This window comes from Pseudoflavonifractor sp. MCC625, from assembly GCF_018784545.1.
Classification (GTDB): domain Bacteria; phylum Bacillota; class Clostridia; order Oscillospirales; family Oscillospiraceae; genus Pseudoflavonifractor_A; species Pseudoflavonifractor_A gallinarum.
The window spans coordinates 213309-229730 of sequence record NZ_WQOJ01000032.1 but is presented as its reverse complement, the minus strand read 5'-3'; the positions used below and the strand labels follow the sequence as shown (position 1 = coordinate 229730).

At 61.0% G+C, this 16422-nt stretch carries 12 protein-coding genes; 6 read left to right on the top strand and 6 right to left on the bottom strand.

Features of this window, described 5'->3' with window-relative positions:
• Positions 1 to 171: 171 nt before the first annotated feature.
• The 4 genes from GPK94_RS11790 to GPK94_RS11775 are packed head-to-tail and all read left to right on the top strand — an operon-like array spanning position 172 to position 5608.
• Positions 172 to 1611 (top strand): AAA family ATPase, encoded by a 1440-nt coding sequence (locus GPK94_RS11790; protein ID WP_215655887.1) that lies wholly within the window; start codon positions 172 to 174, stop codon positions 1609 to 1611.
• Positions 1604 to 3889, top strand: coding sequence for a DNA internalization-related competence protein ComEC/Rec2 (locus tag GPK94_RS11785; RefSeq protein ID WP_215655886.1), 2286 nt, complete (start codon positions 1604 to 1606; stop codon positions 3887 to 3889). The genes GPK94_RS11790 and GPK94_RS11785 overlap by 8 nt, the downstream gene beginning before the upstream one ends.
• Positions 3890 to 3907: 18 nt before the next feature.
• Positions 3908 to 4951, top strand: coding sequence for a DNA polymerase III subunit delta (holA, locus tag GPK94_RS11780; protein ID WP_186962941.1), 1044 nt, complete (start codon positions 3908 to 3910; stop codon positions 4949 to 4951).
• 27 nt (positions 4952 to 4978) lie between these two features.
• Positions 4979 to 5608 carry a DUF4093 domain-containing protein gene (locus GPK94_RS11775; protein ID WP_215655885.1) on the top strand — a complete coding sequence of 210 codons (630 nt, stop codon included), beginning with the start codon at positions 4979 to 4981 and terminating at the stop codon, positions 5606 to 5608.
• Between the two features lie 52 nt (positions 5609 to 5660).
• Here the strand turns inward: GPK94_RS11775 and GPK94_RS11770 are convergent, their stop codons facing one another.
• Both GPK94_RS11770 and GPK94_RS11765 read right to left on the bottom strand, forming a co-directional pair.
• Positions 5661 to 7535, bottom strand: coding sequence for a cation-translocating P-type ATPase (locus tag GPK94_RS11770; RefSeq protein WP_215655884.1), 1875 nt, complete (start codon positions 7533 to 7535; stop codon positions 5661 to 5663).
• Between the two features lie 142 nt (positions 7536 to 7677).
• Positions 7678 to 7953, bottom strand: a complete 276-nt coding sequence (locus tag GPK94_RS11765) for a metal-sensing transcriptional repressor (protein ID WP_101693914.1) — start codon at positions 7951 to 7953, stop codon at positions 7678 to 7680.
• A gap of 237 nt (positions 7954 to 8190) precedes the next feature.
• Here GPK94_RS11765 and GPK94_RS11760 point away from each other — a divergent pair, with 237 nt between their 5' ends.
• The gene (locus GPK94_RS11760) at positions 8191 to 8733 is read left to right on the top strand and encodes an NADH peroxidase (RefSeq protein ID WP_101693913.1); all 543 of its coding nucleotides are present in this window, start codon (positions 8191 to 8193) and stop codon (positions 8731 to 8733) included.
• Between the two features lie 555 nt (positions 8734 to 9288).
• Here GPK94_RS11760 and clpB read toward each other — a convergent pair.
• The 3 genes from clpB to GPK94_RS11745 form a co-directional block, all read right to left on the bottom strand.
• Complete coding sequence (gene clpB / locus GPK94_RS11755; RefSeq protein ID WP_215655883.1) at positions 9289 to 11916, bottom strand: ATP-dependent chaperone ClpB; 2628 nt, start codon at positions 11914 to 11916, stop codon at positions 9289 to 9291.
• A 130-nt stretch (positions 11917 to 12046) separates the two neighbouring features.
• The gene (locus GPK94_RS11750) at positions 12047 to 12475 is read right to left on the bottom strand and encodes an Hsp20/alpha crystallin family protein (RefSeq protein WP_101693893.1); all 429 of its coding nucleotides are present in this window, start codon (positions 12473 to 12475) and stop codon (positions 12047 to 12049) included.
• Between the two features lie 230 nt (positions 12476 to 12705).
• On the bottom strand, positions 12706 to 14022 hold the full coding sequence (locus GPK94_RS11745) for an MATE family efflux transporter (protein WP_215655882.1): 1317 nt from the start codon (positions 14020 to 14022) through the stop codon (positions 12706 to 12708).
• A 298-nt stretch (positions 14023 to 14320) separates the two neighbouring features.
• Between GPK94_RS11745 and GPK94_RS11740 the strand changes: the two genes are divergently transcribed.
• Complete coding sequence (locus tag GPK94_RS11740) at positions 14321 to 15697, top strand: MATE family efflux transporter (RefSeq protein WP_215655881.1); 1377 nt, start codon at positions 14321 to 14323, stop codon at positions 15695 to 15697.
• A 49-nt stretch (positions 15698 to 15746) separates the two neighbouring features.
• Here the strand turns inward: GPK94_RS11740 and GPK94_RS11735 are convergent, their stop codons facing one another.
• Positions 15747 to 16319: an ECF transporter S component gene (locus tag GPK94_RS11735; protein ID WP_101693890.1), complete on the bottom strand. Its 573-nt coding sequence runs from the start codon at positions 16317 to 16319 to the stop codon at positions 15747 to 15749.
• Positions 16320 to 16422: the final 103 nt, after the last annotated feature.

Here is a 16422-nt window from a genome sequence, read left to right as displayed (position 1 = left end):
ATTTTACACGGGAATACAGGGTGCGTCAACGGTCGTGGGGAAATGTTCGGGAAAATTTAATAATCTGGGAGAATCCCAAGAGAGCGCCGGGAGAAAGGGCTCCCTCCTTGCATCTGACGGGGGATTCCAGTATAATCAAAAGATACGATAACCACGGAAGAGGTGGAGCAGATGAAGGGTTCCATGACCGCCGCGGCGGTACACAGACAATATGTGGATGGATTAAATGCGTTTTCCAGGCAGATCACCGATCCGGTCTTACGCGTGCGGCTGGGACAGGAGGCCGATGTGTTTTTCCGGGCCTGCGCCCTGGGGGTGTGGCAGAGGGACGGCGGAGCCCTATCTCCGCGGCATGTGGAGTACTACAATGCCATTTACCAGCCGGGAAAGCCCGTCCCCTCCATCCTCTTCTGGGAATTGAGCACTGCCGTGAGCGAGTACCCCGGCTTCCGGCCTCTGGACTGCTTTGTGCGGATGCGCTCCTGTGACAAGGTGTCCGGCACTTCTCTGGCCAGAAGCTTTGTGGATCTGGTCACCCTGATGATCCTGCTCTTTGCGGCGGTGGACGACTGTGTCAGTCCGGAGGAGGCATCCTTTGCCAAGGCCTGTGCCGATACCCTCTCTGCCCTGTGTGAGGGGGATGGGCTCAAAGCGGGGAAGGCGCCCCTGGACCCGATGGAATTCGTCACCCGCCGTCCGGCGGAGGAAAAGCCGGCATCTTCCCAGCCCGTCCCCCCTCCGCCGCCGGAGGAGAAGAAGCCGGAGACGGAGGAGAACCTCCCCACCGTGGAAGAGCTGCTGGCGGAGCTGGACAGCCTGTGCGGCCTGGAGCAGGTCAAGGCCGATGTCAAGAGCCTGATCAACCTGGTCAAGGTGCGTAAGCTGCGGGAGGAGCACGGCCTGCCGGTACCTCCCATGTCCCTCCATCTGGTCTTCTTGGGCAATCCGGGCACCGGAAAGACCACGGTGGCCCGCCTGTTGGCCCAGATCTACCGGGCCATCGGGGTGCTCTCCAAGGGACAGCTGGTGGAGGTGGACCGGTCCGGCCTGGTGGCAGGATTTGTGGGGCAGACCGCCATCAAGACCCAGGAGGCGGTGCAGCGGGCCCTGGGCGGGGTGCTCTTTATCGACGAGGCCTATGCGCTGGCCGCCTCCGACCAGGCCAGCGATTTTGGACGGGAGGCCATTGAGGTCCTGCTCAAAAACATGGAGGATCACCGAAAGGATCTGATCGTGATCGTGGCCGGGTATACCGAGGAGATGGGACGGTTCATTCACGCCAATCCCGGACTGGAGAGCCGCTTCAACAAGTACTTCTATTTTGACGATTACAGCGCCGACCAGCTGGTGGAGATTTTTCAGTCCATGTGCCGGAAAAACGGATATACATTGGACGAGGACGCCCAGGCCTATGCAAAAGAGCTCTTTCAGGCCCTCTATGCCGAGCGGGATGAGAATTTCGGAAACGCCCGTGAGGTGCGCAATGTCTTTGAAAAAGCGGTGGCCCGGCAGGCCGACCGGGTGGCGCAGATGGAATCCCCCAGCCGGGAGGAGCTGATGGCCCTGTGCCGGGCCGATCTAGAAGAGGAGCGGGAGCGCGAGGGTGCGTAAGCTGGCCTCCTTTGCAGCGCCCTGCTCAGGGGCCATCCTGCTCGCCGTTTTGCTGCTGCCGGAGGGATGGCTGCTGCCGCTGGGAATCGGGTGCCTGTGTCTGGGTCTGGGTCTGCTCCTGCGGGAGGGGAAGGGACGCATGCTGCTGGTCCGGCTGAGCTGTTTTGGACTGGCAGCCGGGTTCCTGTGGACGGCCCTCTATCAGGGCCGCACTTTGGCGCCTGCCCGGCAGATGAGCGGAAGCGCGCATACGTTCACGGCTGTGGTGACCGACTGGCCTGCCGCCACGCGGTATGGCGCATCGGTGGAGATTGCCCTCCCGGCGGAGAACGGAACGGTGCTGGGGGCGGTGCTCTATGGAGATGAGTCGCTCCTGACCCTGCGGCCGGGGGACACGGTGCGGGGCAGTGCCGCGTTGGAACTGGCCCACACCGTGGGCGGAGAGGAGAGCGATACCTTCTATGCCAGGGGGATCTTTCTCACCGGCAGCCTCCGGGGTGCGTTGGAGGTGGACAGTCCGGAGCGGGTTCCCTTCCGGTACTGGCCTGCATTCTGGGCGCGGCATCTGAAGGAACAGATCGCCCGCTCCTTCCCGGCCGATGTGGCAGGGCTGGTCTCCGGTCTGGTGACCGGGGATAAGAGCGGACTGGATGATGCCACCTACACCGCTTTTCAGCGGACCGGGACGGCCCATGTGGTGGCGGTGTCCGGCCTGCATGTCTCCTTCCTGGCCGGGGTGGCCCTGCGCCTGCTGGGCCGGGGACGCCGCCGCACGGCGGTGCTGACCATTTTGCTCATGGCGGTCTTTGCGGGGATCGCGGGCTATACCCCCTCGGTGCTGCGGGCCGCATTTCTCCAGACCATGCTGCTGATTGCACCCCTGGTGGAGCGGGAGGGAGATGGACCCACCTCGCTCTCGCTGGCCCTCCTCCTTCTGCTGCTCCAGAATCCCTATGCCGGAGCCGGGATCGGATTGCAGCTCTCCTTCGCCTCGGTGGCCGGGATACAGCTGTGCGCGCAGCGGCTCTATGAGTGCTGGACCTGGTGGCTGCCCCGCCGGGTCCGGGGACTGCGGCGATGGGGAAAACAGGTCTTCCGGGTACTGGCGGCCTCACTGGCCACCACGTTGGGGGCCCTGCTCTTTACCACGCCGCTGCTGGTGCTCTATTTTGGGGAACTCTCGCTGGTGGCGCCGCTGGCCAATCTGATGGTGCTGGGCGCGGTGGCGGTGTGCTTTGCGGGCGGCCTGGGCGTGGCGGTACTGGGGACCTTTGCCCCTGCCCTGGCCGGTTTTCTGGGAGAGGTGTTTGCGCTGCCCGGGCGGTATGTGCTGTGGGTGGTGCGTGGAATGAGCCGCTTTCCACTGGCCGCGGTGCCCCTGGACAGCGTCTATCTGCGGGGATGGCTCATCCTGCTCTATACCATGTTGATTTTGTGGGCGATTTTGCGGAGAGGGCCGGGGAGATACATCCGGCCGGTCATCCCACTGTGTGCCGGGGTCCTCTCCCTGTGCGCTGCCCTGATGTGCGGCGCGGCCGAGCTGCGTATGGCCGGACTGACCCTCTCGGTTTTGGATGTGGGACAGGGGCAGAGCGTGGCCCTCTTCTCCCGGGGGCGCGCCGCGCTGGTGGACTGCGGCGGCAGCGGCTGGGACAACAGCGGCGATGTGGCTGCCGACTACTTCCAGAGCCGGGGCGTGACGCGGCTGGATGCACTCATCCTGACCCATTTTCACGCCGACCACACCAACGGAGTGGAGCAGCTGCTGGAGCGCATGGAAGTGGAATTGCTGATTGCACCCGATGTAGAGGAGGAGAGCCCGGAGCGGCAGGCGCTGCTCTCCGAGGTAGAAGCGCATGGTACCCAGGTTCTGCTGCTGGACGAGAACGCACAGCTCACCCTGGGACAGGCCGACATACAGATCTACCGTCCCATGGGAGACGGGGGAGGCAATGAGGAGGGGCTGTCTCTGCTGGCCTCCACGGACACCTTTGACGCCCTTCTGACCGGGGATATGAATACGGTCCTGGAGGAGCGGCTGGTGAAGTACGGCGCGCTGCCCGATGTGGATGTGCTGATCGCAGGACACCACGGCTCCAAATACGCCTCTTCGGAACGCCTGCTGGAGGCGGTCCGGCCGGAGTACGCCGTCCTCTCGGTGGGATATAACTCCTATGGACACCCCGCGCCCGAGACCCTTGCCCGGCTGGAGGCGGCGGGATGTGCCATTTACCGCACGGACTGGATGGGTACCATCACCTTCCGGGCACGGGAATAACAGAAAGGAGGGCGGCCCATGGCCCCCAAAGCAAAGGCGGACGACACCGCCTATAAACAGCTGAAAAAGGATATCGCCGCCGGGACCATCGGCTCCCTCTACGTGTTCCACGGGGAGGAGTCCTACCTGCGGGATTTCTATCTGGGGAAGATGCGCCAGAAGCTCCTGCCGGCGGGGATGGAGGAGTTCAACCTCCACACCCTGACGGGGAAGGAATTTGACGTAAAAAAGCTCCAGGAGATGGTGGACTGCCTGCCCATGATGAGCGAGCGCACCCTTATCGTGGTCAACGACTACGACATCTATAAGGGAGACAAGGAGGGCCTGATCCGGGTCCTCTCCGACCTGCCGGAGTATGTGTGCCTGGTCTTTGTCTACGACCTGATCGAGTACAAGGCCGACGCCCGCACCAAGCTGGCGGGGCTGCTCAAAAACCGGGGGAGCGTGGTCCCCTTCAACCGGCAGGGACAAAACGATCTGGTGGACTGGATCTCCCGCCGGTTCCGGGCGCTGGACCATGACATCGGTACCGAGGACGCCAAGTATCTGATGTTCCTCTGCGGGGACCTGATGAACGGCCTGATCTCGGAGATCGGTAAGATCGGGGCCTATGCCAAGGGGCACCGGGTCACCCGGGCCGACATCGACGCGGTGGCCACCCCCCAGCTGGACGCGGTGGTCTTTCAGATGACCGACGCCATCGCCGCGGGGAACTTTGACCGGGCGGCGTCGGTGTTAGGGGACCTCTTCCACATGCAGGAGGCCCCCATCAAGCTGCTGGCTGTGCTGGGCAAGCAGATCCGGCAGCTCTACTCGGCCCGACTGGCCCTGGAGCATCGGAAGGGGACGGCTTACCTCATGGAGCAGTGGGGCATGCGCAACTCCTATCCGGCGGAAAAGCTGATGAACGCGGCGCGGAAATTCTCCCTCTCCTGGTGCCGCCGGGCGGTCATCCGGTGCGGCGAGGTGGATCTGGCCATGAAGTCCACCGGCGCGGACGGAGAGGAGCTGCTCATCGGGCTCCTGATGGAGCTGGCTATGCCCGCCCGGGACCGGCGATAGGAGAACCCACAGAGAGGAGAACAAATTATGCTGCATATCCGGGAGGCCATCGTGGTGGAGGGCCGCTATGACAAACATACCCTGTCCCAGGTGGTGGACGCGCTCATCGTGGAGACCTCGGGCTTTGGCATCTTCAAGGACAGGGAACAGCTGGCCTTCCTGCGGAAGCTGGCGGAGGAGCGGGGGCTCATCATCCTGACCGACTCGGACGGCGCGGGATTTGTCATCCGGAATTTCCTCAAGGGGAGCATTCCACCACATCAGGTCAAGCACGCCTATATCCCGGACCGGTATGGCAAGGAGCGGCGCAAGCGCCAGCCGGGAAAAGAGGGCAAGCTGGGCGTGGAGGGGATGCGTCCCCAGGTCCTGGAGGAGGTCCTGCGCCGAGCGGGGGCCACCTTTCTGGACGGGACCGGGGAGACTGCCCCGGACGGGCGGCCGGTCACAAAGGCCGATCTGATGCAGGACGGACTTACAGGCGGCGCCGGCTCGGCCGAGCGGCGCCGTGCCCTCCAGCGGGCGTTAGACCTGCCTGAGCACCTCACCGCCAACGCGCTGGTGGAAGTGCTCAACCGGCTGTACGGCTATGAGGCCTACCGCCGGGCGGTGGAGGCGCTGGACCGGGAGGGGCAGGAGAATCCTCCGAACGAGATATAAAAGAACGAGGGACGCGTACCAAAACGCGTCCCTCATTTGTTGTAAGAGAAGATTATTGATCCGTTCCGTGCCACGGGAGGAGCAGGGAGGAGTTGAGGATCACCAGCACCGAGCCGGCGTTGTGGACCAGAGCGCCCACCACCGGGCTGAGATCCCCGTGGATGGCAAGGGCGATGGCAACAAAGTTCAGCGTCATGGAGAGGACCAGATTCCACCGGATCGTGCGCATCATGCGCCGGGAGAGGCGCAGCAGATGGGGGAGCTCATGGATGGCGTCATTGACCAGGGCGATGTCGGCGGCCTCCACAGCCAGGTCGCTGCCCACGCCGCCCATGGCAATGCCCACCAGGGCGGTTTTCAGGGCTGGGGCGTCGTTGATGCCGTCTCCCACCATGCACACCGGCTGTCCGCTGGACTGATAGGCGCGGATCTGGCGGAGCTTGTCCTCCGGAAGACAGCCGGCGTGGACCTCCGTGATGCCGAGCTGGGCTGCAATTGCGTGGGCGGCCTCCGCGTGGTCGCCGGTGAGGAGCACAGGAGTACTGCCCGCTTGGCGGAGCCGGGAGATGGTATCCGCCGCATCCGGGCGGAGGGTGTCGGACAGGGCCAGGAAACCCAGGACCGTCTGTCCGGAGGCCACATAGATGACGGTACAGCCGGTCTGCTGCATCGCATGGGCTTCGGAGAGAAGGTGAGGCGGAAGGACACATCCGGCCCGTTCCAGAAGGAGCTGGTTACCGGCCAGGATTTCCTGACCGTCTACTGTGGCGCGGACTCCCTGACCCAGGACCATCTCAAAGGCGGCAGGAGGCGTGGGGAGGGGATTGCCGCGGGCCATCCACCCCTGTACGACGGCCTTGCCAAGGGGGTGTTCGGAGCGGCACTCCGCCCGGGCACAAAGGGCATAGAGGGCCTCTTCGGAGCAGGCATCGTCCAGCGGGCGGACCGCCGCCACAGAGAGGGTGCCGCGGGTCAGGGTGCCCGTCTTGTCAAAGGCGACCCGGGTGACGGTGGAGAGGCGTTCCAGCGCGTCGCCCTCCCGCACAAGAAAGCCGTGCCGGGTGGCGTTGCCAATGGCAGCCATAATGGCAGTGGGGGTGGCCAGCACCAGGGCGCAGGGGCAGAAGACCACCAGAATGGTGACGGCGCGGATGGCCTGACCGGTCAGTGCCCAGGTGAGGGCGGCTGCGGTCAGGGCAATCACCACGATCCAGGTGGCCCAGCGGTCGGCCAGCCCAACGATCTTGGCCTTTCCAGCGTCGGCAGACTGGACCAGGCGGACCATACGCTGGATGGAGCTGTCCTCGCCCACCCGGGTGGCAACCATGTCAAAAGAGCCGAATTGATTGACGGTGCCGCTGGAGACCGGATCGCCCGGTCCCTTGTCTACCGGGAGCGATTCTCCGGTCATGACCGCCTGATTGACCGCCGACACACCGGAGAGAATGGTGCCGTCTACGGGGATAGTTTCCCCGGGCAGGACCCGGAGGTGGTCACCGATGCGCACCTCCTCCGCAGGGAGGATCTCCTCGGAACCGTCCAGAATTCGGCGGGCGGTGCGGGGGGTGAGATGGACCAGCTTCTCGATTCCGGCCCGGGCTTTGGCTACGGTGCGCTCCTCCAAAAGAGAGCCGATCTGCATGATAAAGGCCACTTCTCCTGCGGCAAAGATCTCGCCGATCAGGACGGAGGCGATCAGAGCCAGGGAGACCAGCAGGTCAGCTTTAATGTCAAAGCGGGTAAAGAGCCCCTCGGCGGCCTCTTTGAGGATGGGAATGCCGCACAGAAGGATGGAAAGCCAGGCGGGATCGATGGGGAGTGCGCCGGGAAACAGAAAGCTGACCAACAGAGCAGCGCCGGACAGGAGGAGAAAGAGAAGGGCACGCTTGCTCTCATCCAAGAGGATCGAAAGGGGAGAGGAACGCATATAAAATCGTCCTTTCTGAAAAGAAATGACCCGAGATGCCCTTATTATACCCATAGGGGTATGGGTAGTCAAGAAAAAAGAAGAGAGCCAGTCCGTTTGGACTGGCAGTCTCTCTTGAAAATGGGTATAATAGAAGGGAGCATCAGCTCATACGGGAGAAATGCTCGATGGCTTTGGCAAATTCCGCAATGGTCTTATCGGCATCTCCATGTTCGATGCCGTCACGCACACAGTGGTTCAGATGTCCCTCCAATACAACCTGCCCGACTTTGTGCAGAGCACTTTTGGCGGCATTGATCTGGACCAGGACATCCTCACAGGGGACATCCTCGTCCACCATTTTATCAATGGCCTGGAGCTGACCTATGATTTTTTTCAGCCTGCGGTGTAAATTGGCGGAGTCCATACATTGTTTCATGCGCTTACCTGCTTTCTGTCCGCGAAGATGATTCATTTTATCATAGGAAAAAGAAGGATGTAAAGAGACGGGCTGCCAAAGGACAGACGGGCATAAAAAATATTTTGGCAAAAAAGAAAAAAACACTTGACGAATGGACAATTGCGTGGTATCTTAATAACTGTAAATGATAATCATTACTGATTATAAACCACAACTGTTTTGGAGAAATAGAATTTTATTTAGGAGGAACATTTTATGAAGAAGTTTGTTTGCTCTGTCTGCGGTTACGTCCACGAGGGTGAGTCCGCTCCCGACATCTGCCCCATCTGCAAGGCCCCCAAGGAGAAGTTCGTTGAGCAGGCCGGCGAGAAGAGCTGGGCTTCCGAGCACGTGGTGGGCGTGGCTCAGGGCGCTCCCGAGGAGATCATGCAGGGCCTGCGTGAGAACTTCCAGGGCGAGTGCACCGAGGTCGGTATGTACCTGGCTATGGCCCGCGTGGCTCATCGCGAGGGTTACCCCGAGATCGGCCTGTACTGGGAGAAGGCCGCCTATGAGGAGGCCGAGCACGCCGCTAAGTTTGCTGAGCTGCTGGGCGAGGTCGTGACCGCTTCCACCAAGAAGAACCTGGAGATGCGTGTGGACGCCGAGAACGGCGCTACCCAGGGCAAGACCGACCTGGCTAAGCTGGCCAAGCAGCACAACCTGGACGCCATCCACGACACCGTGCACGAGATGGCTCGCGACGAGGCCCGTCACGGCAAGGCTTTCGAGGGCCTGCTGAAGCGTTACTTCGGCTAATCCAAACCGGATAATCAAGCACATTTTGAGAGGGAATCGGGAAACCGGTTCCCTCTCTTTTTACACTTGCGACGCCGAAGTGTGCAACTCGATGTGCAACGTTTCCTCTCTTCACACTTTTTTGACTTTCACAGGTGCAATTACCAGCTTGCATCAGGTTGTTAATCTGAAATGTATGTGCCGCTCACAGAGACGACGGTAAAATCACAGCTTCCTGTTAAACGGTTGGTATTACGGTCGCACTCGATGCTATAAGAATGGGTATATTCGCCGCTGAATGTGATACAGTCTCCGATGTTTTCTGTGGTCAATACAATATCCTGACTGGATAGTGTTTGTGGAGGATCTGCTGAGTTCCGCGGTGCACGGATTTCTGTCTTGAAATGGTAAAAAAAGTAAAAACAAAGTGAAAAATACCGTATTTTGAGATTGCAAAAATTTACAATACTATATCATGTGGAAAACACGGTGGACAATGTGGACAAGTGCAAAAAAAACGGGAGACCGCACAGGGCGGTCTCCCAGGAGAGGGTATTTGCTTCAAATAGGAAAATATTAGGATACGATCTCGCCAGTGAGGACGGTTTTGCTGTCCACTTCCAGCGCGCCGTCCCGGACATCCACCGTGAGGGTGTCGCCGGGCAGGACCTGGTCGGCGATGATCTTGCGGCTGATGAGGGTCTCCACCGTATGCTGGAGATAGCGACGCAGGGGACGGGCGCCGTAGATGGGATCGTAGGCGGCGTCAATGATGAACTGCTTGGCCGCGTCGGTGAGGGTGCAGGAGAGCTGCTTCTCGTGCAGACGGTCGTTGAGCTCGTGGACCATCAGGTCGATGATGTGGGTGATGTTGTCCTTGGTGAGGGGCTTATAGAACACGATCTCGTCCAGACGGTTGAGGAACTCCGGCCGGAAGGAGCGCTTGAGCAGCTCGTTGACCTGCTCTTTGGCGGTCTCATTGATCTCGCCGTCGGAGCCGATGCCGTCCAGCAGGTACTGGGAGCCCAGGTTCGAGGTGAGGATGATGATGGTATTTTTGAAATCCACGGTGCGGCCCTGGCTGTCCGTAATACGGCCGTCGTCCAGGACCTGGAGCAGGACGTTGAAGACGTCGGGGTGGGCCTTCTCCACCTCATCGAAGAGGATGACGGAGTAGGGCTTACGCCGCACCGCCTCGGTGAGCTGACCGCCTTCCTCATAGCCGACATATCCCGGAGGGGCACCGATGAGGCGGGAGACCGAGAACTTCTCCATATACTCGCTCATGTCGATGCGCACCATGTTCTTCTCGCTGTCAAAGAGGGCCTCGGCCAGGGTCTTGGCCAGCTCGGTTTTACCCACGCCAGTGGGACCCAGGAAGAGAAAGGAGCCAATGGGACGGTTGGGATCGGCGATGCCGGCCCGGCTTCTCAGGATGGACTCGGAGACCAGACGCACGGCCTCGTCCTGTCCCACCACCCGCTGGTGGAGGATGTCCTCCAGGTGGAGGAGCTTCTCCCGCTCGCCCTCCATGAGCTTGCTGACCGGGATACCGGTCCAGCGCTCGATGATGCGGGCGATCTCTTCCTCTGTGACCTTGTCCCGCAGAAGGGAGGCCTCCCGGCCCTGCTGGGCCACGGCCTCCTCGGCCTCGAGGGCACGGCGGAGCTCGGGGATGCGGCCGTACTGGAGCTGAGCGGCCTTCTCCAGATCATACTCCCGCTGGGCCTTCTCCAGCTGGGCGTTGGCCTCCTCCAGCTCGGCCCGGAGCTGCTGGACCTTGCCGATGGCGTTCTTTTCGTTCTCCCACTGGGCCTTTTTCGCATTGAACTCGTCCCGCATCTCGGCCAGTTCCTTCTGGATCTCCTCCAGATGTTCCCGGGAGAGAGCGTCATCCTCCTTCTTGAGGGCGGCCTCCTCGATCTCGTGCTGGATGATCTTGCGCTGGATCACATCCAGCTCGGTGGGCATAGAGTCGATCTCGGTGCGGATCATGGCGCAGGCCTCGTCGATGAGGTCGATGGCCTTGTCGGGGAGGAAGCGGTCGGTGATATAGCGGTTGGAGAGGGTGGCGGCGGCGATGATGGCGCCGTCCTGGATCTTCACGCCGTGGAAGACCTCGTAGCGCTCCTTCAGGCCGCGGAGGATGGCGATGGTGTCCTCCACCGTGGGCTCGTTGACCAGCACGGGCTGGAAGCGGCGCTCCAGAGCGGCGTCCTTCTCGATATACTGGCGGTACTCGTTGAGGGTGGTGGCGCCGATGCAGTGGAGCTCACCCCGGGCCAGCAGGGGCTTGAGCAGGTTGCCTGCGTCCATGGCGCCCTCGGTCTTGCCGGCGCCCACGATGGTGTGGAGCTCATCGATGAAGAGGATGATGCGCCCCTCGCTCTTCTTGACCTCGTTGAGGACGGCCTTGAGCCGCTCCTCAAACTCGCCGCGGTACTTGGCGCCGGCAATGAGGGAGCCCATGTCCAGAGCGAAGATGGTCTTATCCTTCAGAGAGGTGGGCACATCGCCCTTTACGATCCGCTGGGCCAGCCCCTCGGCGATGGCAGTTTTGCCTACGCCGGGCTCGCCGATGAGGACGGGGTTGTTCTTGCTCTTGCGGGAGAGGATGCGGATCACGTTGCGGATCTCGTCATCCCGGCCGATGACCGGGTCCAGCTTGTTCTGCCGGGCCCGCTCCACCAGGTCGGAGCCGTATTTCTTCAGGGCGTCGTAGGTCTCCTCCGGGTTGTCCGAGGTGACGCGCTGGTTGCCGCGGACGGCCGAGAGGGCCTGCAGGATCCCCTCCTTGGTCACGTTGTAAATGCGGAAAAGCTCCTTCAGAGCGGCGTTGGGGTGCTCCGCCAGCGCCAGGAGCAGATGCTCCACCGAGACATATTCATCTTTCATGGAGGCGGCGATGGACTCGGCGCTATTGAGAGCCTGGTCCACGTCCTGGGCCACATAGACCTTGCCCTGCTCCCGGCCGGAGCCGGTGACACGGGGCAGCTTTTCCACCTCGGCCTTGACCGCGGCGGTGAGGGAGGGGACAGTCAGGCCCATGTGGGTGAGCAGCTGGGGGATCAGACCGTTTTCGGCCAGCAGAAGGGCGAGCAGGATATGGGGCTGCTCGATCTGCTGATTGGCGTATTCGGTGCAGATAGCCTGGGCGTTCTGGATGGCCTCCAGGGATTTCTGGGTATATTTCTGAGCGTTCATAACGCAGTTCACATCCTTTCGGAAAGAAAATGGAAAGGTTTATATGAGATAGGGGAGAGAGTGAGCGCTGTGGGTGACAATCAAAGAGGAGCCGGCCAGTGTGGACTGACCGGCTCCCCGTCTGCGAGGTTTAGTCGATGGCGATGCGCTTGGCCTCGGGCACAACGGGGCGGGCCTTGGGGAGCCGGAGCTCCAGGATGCCGTCCTTATAGGCGGCGGTGATGCCGCTCTCGTCGATGCCGGTCACGTCAAAGCTGCGGGAGAAGGTGCCGTAGCGGCGCTCCCGCCGGATGTACTGGCCCTTCTGCGCCTTGTCCTCCTCACTCTCACTGCGCTGGGCGGCGATGGTGAGGATGCCATCCTTCAGATCCAGTCGGATGTCCTCTTTGCGGAAGCCGGGCAGCTCGCATTCTAAAATAAAGTGCTCGCCGGCGTCCCGAATGTCGGTGCGGAAGGCGGGCATATTGGCGCCGCTCTCCCCGAAGAATTTGCGCTGGAAATTATCAAAGGTGTCGAAAAAGTTGTCATTTGTGCGCTCAAACGGAAGCATACCAAACATAATGAAGGTCTCCTTTCAGATTTACGGCGGAGAACAGAGATTAGCAATGAAAGAAAAGGACTGCTATTTCAGCGGTTTTCTCTCTGGTCTGAGCCGCTGTGAGGAGGTCCGGAGAACACCGGTTTGCCTTCTCACCTCGTTTTGTTGCCTCTAGTATAGAGCGAGTTTATGAACAAATATACAACAAATTATGTCTAAATTGTAAACTTAGCACTCTGGCATTAAGAGTGCTAATTCTGGATTCGAAGGAATTCCCGGCGCTGGACGGCCGCACCGGCCAGGGCGGTCAGCAGCTCGGCGGCGGGGAAGGCCAGCCATACGCCGGTCAGTCCGAAGAGCAGGCCGAAGCAGAGGGCCAGCACCACGATCCCCACAAAGCCCCGGAAAAAGGAGAGAAGGGAGGAGGGGAGGGGCCGCTCCGTGGCGCCCAGATAGGATGCGGTGATAAGGTTGAAGCCCACAAAGAGGAATCCGAGGAAGTACAGGTGCATCCCGCCCTCGGCCAGGGACTGGAGGGCTGGGTCTCCGGCGGAGTTGAAGAGGGCCACCAGGGGCGGGGCGGCAAAGAGACCCAGCGCGGTGATTCCCACGCCGAACACGGTGGCCAGGATCAGGGCCATGCGGTAGAGGGTGCGCTGCCGGGGCAGGTCCCCCCGACCGCAGGCCTGGCTGACCAGGGGCTGGGTTCCGTTGGAGATACCGTTGAAGATACCCAACATGACGAAGGCCAGATTGGCCACGATGCTGTATGCGGCCACCCCCAGGTTTCCGGCCAGGTGGAGGATCAGGAGGTTAAAGACCACGAGCACCACACTGGTGGAGCACTCGTTGAGGAAAGCCGCACCACCCAGCGCGGAGAGGGAGAAAAGATGGCGGGGGCGCATGGGCTCACGGACCAGGCGGAAGCGGCTGCGCCCGGTGAGAATGTGGAGGGAGGAGAGGAGCAGACCCACCACCGGGGCCACGCCGGTGGCAAAGGCCGCACCGAAGATCCCCATATCCAGGGGATAGAGGAACACATAGTCCAGCACGATGTTGGTCAGGCTGCCGGTGAGCATGGCCGCCATGGCCAGCTTGGGGTTGCCGTCGTTGCGGACAAAGGCGGTCATGACCTGGTTGAGGATGAAGAAGGGCGCAAAGGAGAGCGCGGTGCGCAGATAGGTGGCGCACATGGGCAGGATATGTCCCTCGGCCCCCAGCAGCGCGGCCAGCGGGCGGGCAAAGAACAGTCCGCACAGGGCAAAGAACAGTCCAAGACCCGCGCCGGTCAGAAAGGCGATGGTAAAGGTGCGGTTGGCCTCACGCTCCATGCCCTGGGCCTGAAAGATGGAGTAGCGCGCGCCGCCGCCGATCCCCAGCATCATGCCCAGACCGTTGAGAAGCCCGAAGACAGAGATGGCCAGATTGAGGGCGGTGAGTCCATCGGCCCCCAGACGGCTGGCCACAAAAAAGGTGTCGGCCAGAATATAACATGAGAGGCCCAGGGAACCCAGAATATTGAGGGTCACATAGGTGGTGAATTCTCGGTACAGAGCAGATTGTCTCATGGCGGCACATCCTTTGTTCAGAGAAATCGGACCGGGAGGGAGTATCCCGGACACAAAAAAAGCGCCTGCGGCATATCCCTTCAAAGACCTACGGGATATGTACAGGCACTCGGTCTCCAGACATCCGGTGATGCGCTGGAGCGAGGATTGACTTGACGCTGTCCAAGATACCAGATGGAATCCCAAACGTCAAGACTTTTTTGTGGTATTTGCGTTGGGTTTGACTCTTTACGCTCTCCGGAAAAAAGACTATACTATTCCCCATATGTACCACATTTAGAGAAAGGAGAAGGAGAGTATGAGACGGACCAACGACTTGGGACGTGACCCGGTAGGGAAGCTGGTGCTTCGCCTGGCCATTCCCACGATGCTGGCCCAGCTGGTCAACGTGCTTTACAGCATCGTGGACCGGATGTATATCGGAAATATCCCCGACATCGGGGGACTGGCACTGGCAGGGGTGGGTGTATGCGGACCCATCGTGACCCTGCTCAGTTCGTTTGCCAGTCTGGTAGGACTGGGAGGTAGCCCCATCATGGCCATGCGCATGGGAGAGGGCCGGAAAGAAGAGGCCCGGCGCATCCTGAACAACTGCTTTCTCATGCTGCTGGTTCTGTCCCTAGTGCTGACGGTGAGCTTCCTACTGGCCAAGGACCATCTGCTCATGTGGTTTGGCGCCAGTGAGATCACCTTCCCCTATGCCAACACCTATATGACCATCTATACGGCGGGAACCTTTTTTGCCCTGATGGCCAACGGCATGAACAACTTCCTGATCTGCCAGGGATTTTCCGGGCTGGGCATGGCCACTGTTATGCTGGGCGCGGTGCTCAACATCATTCTGGACCCCATCTTTATCTTTGGCCTGAAAATGGATGTGGCCGGTGCGGCACTGGCCACCGTGATCTCCCAGATGGCCTCCTGTGCCTTTGTGCTGGGGGCTCTGCTGCGTAAGCGCATGCCGGTGCGCCTGGGGTGGGGCGGCTTTGACGGGGCCATCATGCGGCGGGTGCTGGTCTTTGGACTGTCCCCCTTCCTGATCATCGCCACCGACAGTGTGCTGCTCATCATCCTCAACACGGTGCTCCAGCGCTATGGCGGGCCGGGGCTAGGCGATACGCTGGTGACCTGCGCCACCATTGTGCAGAGCTATCTGCTCCTCATCACCATGCCCATGGGCGGAATGACCCTGGGGACCCAGCCGGTGGTCAGCTTCAACTTCGGGGCGGGTGCCCCCGAGCGGATCAAAAAGGCTATTCAGACCATCGTGATCCTGTGCCTGATCTTCTGTGGTGTGATGATGGTGGTCACCTATACGGTCTCTCCGCTCTTTGTGCGCCTCTTTACCTCAGACGGAGAGATCGCCGCCCGGTCGGTGCGCTACATCAAGATGTTCACCTGTATGATCATCCCTCTGGCGGTACAGTATCCGCTGGTGGACGAGACCACGGCCCTGGGCCGGGTGCGGCGGGCGCTGTTCTGCTCCCTGTTCCGCAAGAGCGTCTTTTTGGCGGGCCTCCTGCTGCTGCCCTATTTCTTCGGGGCGGAGGCCACCTTCTTCTCGGAGCCCATTGCCGATCTGGTGGCGGCCACTGTGACCACGATCCTCTTTGTGCGGGGCTTCCCCCAGGTGCTCCTGGAGTGCACCCATGGCGGGGAGCGGCGTGTAGTGTAAATCAAACAGCCCGGAGCGTCTTTCAAAGACGCTCCGGGCTGCTGCACGTTCAGGGCATCATCACGCCGGCGCGAAGAAGCGGAGGGCGGATCATCTCCCACAGGGGGACGGCTACCGCCACGGCCAGAATGGCGTTGATGGTAGAGGTCAGGCACTTGGTGGCCAGGAAGATCAGCATGGGCGAGCCGGGGGAGAGGCTGAACACAAAGGCGCCCATGAGCCAGCTCTTGCAGAAATAGAGGACCACATAGACCAGGGAGCCCACAATGGCGCCGGACAGGTTCCAGCGGAAGGAGAGGCTTTTGCGCCCATGCCAATGGGCGATCAGACCGGTGAAAAAGCCGATGAAAAATTTGTTGATAAAGGTGATCCAGGCCTCGGGGGCGTACATCGGGTTGGTCAGGTCGTAGAGGGCGGAACCGATGGCACAGGAGAGGCCGCCCACGGGGCCCAGCAGCAGGCCGGAGAGGACGCACATGATGTTGCCCAGCTGGATGGCGGCGTTGTCCACCGAGATGGGGATCAGGATGCGGAAGCCGGAGAAGATGAGCACCAGGGCGGACATGAGGCCGATCAGCACGATTTTATGGGTGGTAAAGCGGGAGCGGGTAGAGATCTTCATAAGCAGACACTCCAATCAAGATAACAGACATGTCCCTCATTATAGCGCGCCGGGCTCCGGGATGCAAGCGGCCCAGAGTCGTGGAGAGGTTCTTCGGCGATGC